General features: G+C 67.5%; 1 protein-coding gene. It reads right to left on the reverse strand.

Annotated elements, in window-relative coordinates; genetic code table 11:
- Positions 1-131: 131 nt before the first annotated feature.
- Positions 132-1,328 (reverse strand): IS256 family transposase, encoded by a 1,197-nt coding sequence (locus tag VHK65_08875; GenBank protein HVS06265.1) that lies wholly within the window; start codon positions 1,326-1,328, stop codon positions 132-134.
- Between the last annotated feature and the right edge of the window lie 234 nt (positions 1,329-1,562).

Genomic DNA, 1,562 nt, shown 5'->3' on the forward strand with positions numbered 1-1,562 from the left:
GGTAGGGGCAGACACCAAGAATCCAAACTGCTGAGTCGCTGTCGGTTCACGGGCGGCATCGGCTGCCGTGCGGGATCGTGCCCCGTGGCGTGGTGTAGGAGCAGTGCTCCTCGGCGGGCTGGGCCGCCTTTTCAGGATGCCAGGGCTGGCAAGCTGACGGGAGCAGTATCGCTCACGGCGCCGAGGGTCTCCAGGCTCATGTAGCGTCGGGCGGTTGCCCATTCGTCGTTCTGCTCGAGCAGCACTGCACCGACGAGGCGTATGACGGCGGCTTCGTTGGGGAAGATGCCGACGACATCGCTGCGGCGCTTGATCTCCTTGTTGAGCCGCTCCAGTGGGTTGGTGCTGCAGAGCTTGGCGCGGTGCGGCACCGGGAAGCGCATGTAGGCGAGCACGTCGGCCTCGGCATCGTCCATTAGGATCGCCAGCTTGGGCACCCGTGGCCGTGCCTGGTCAGCGACCTTGCGCCACTGGGCTCGCGCCGCGTCGGGATCGGTCTCGGCGAATGCCGTGCCGATCCAAGCGGCGACGAGGCGGCGCTGCGTCTTGCCGGCGTGCACCATGGCGTTGCGCATGAAGTGGAAGCGGCAGCGTTGCCAGGTCGCATTGAGGATCTTGGCGATCGCCGCCTTGAGCCCGTCATGTGCGTCGGAGACGACGAGCTTGACGCCGCGCAACCCGCGTTGGCGCAGGCTGCGCAGGAACCCGGTCCAGAACGGCTCAGCCTCGCTGTCGCCGACGGTGATGCCGAGCACCTCGCGACGGCCATCGGTGTTCACCGCCACCGCGACGATCACCGCGACCGAGACGATGTGGTGGTCGCGGCGCGCCTTGACGTAGGTCGCATCGAGCCAGAGATACGGCCACTCCCCCTCGATCGGCCGGGATAGGAAGGCTTTGACGCGCTCGTCGATCTCGCCGCACAGCCGCGAGACCTGGCTCTTGCTGACGCCCTCCATGCCCATCGCCTTCACCAGGTCATCCACCGAGCGGGTCGAGATGCCCTGGATGTAGGCCTCCTGGATAACCGCCGTGAGCGCCTTCTCGGCGGTACGGCGCGGCTCCAGGAAGCCCGGAAAGTAGCTGCCGCGGCGTAGCTTCGGGATGCGCAGCTCCACGCTGCCGGCGCGGGTCTCCCAGTCGCGCTCGCGATAGCCGTTGCGGTGGTTGCGCCGCGCATCGCTGCGCTCGCCGTGCCCGGCGCCGCACAGGCTCTCGCTCTCCAGCTCCATCAGCCGCGTCGCCGCAAAGCCGATCATCTCGCGTAGGAACGTCGCGTCAGAGCCCTTTTCCAGCAGCTCGCGAAGCGCGATCTTGTCATCGGTCATCGTGGTGGTCTCCAGGTCAGAGTTGTGTGTCGCAACCCAACCCTACCGAAGACCACCGCGGTGGCCACCGCCGTGGATAAGTAGCCCGCCGCCGCCTGACTCTTGGCGGTCGCTGCAGCGGGCTACTTACCCACAGCTCCTACACCACTCGGCGGGACACGACCCCCCAGGATCGTGCCCCAAGGCGTGGTGTAAGAGCGGCGGTGGCATCGCGCTCTCCGGCGGGGTTGGCCG

The organism is Candidatus Dormiibacterota bacterium (genome assembly GCA_035544955.1).
Taxonomy (GTDB): domain Bacteria; phylum Chloroflexota; class Dormibacteria; order CF-121; family CF-121; genus CF-13.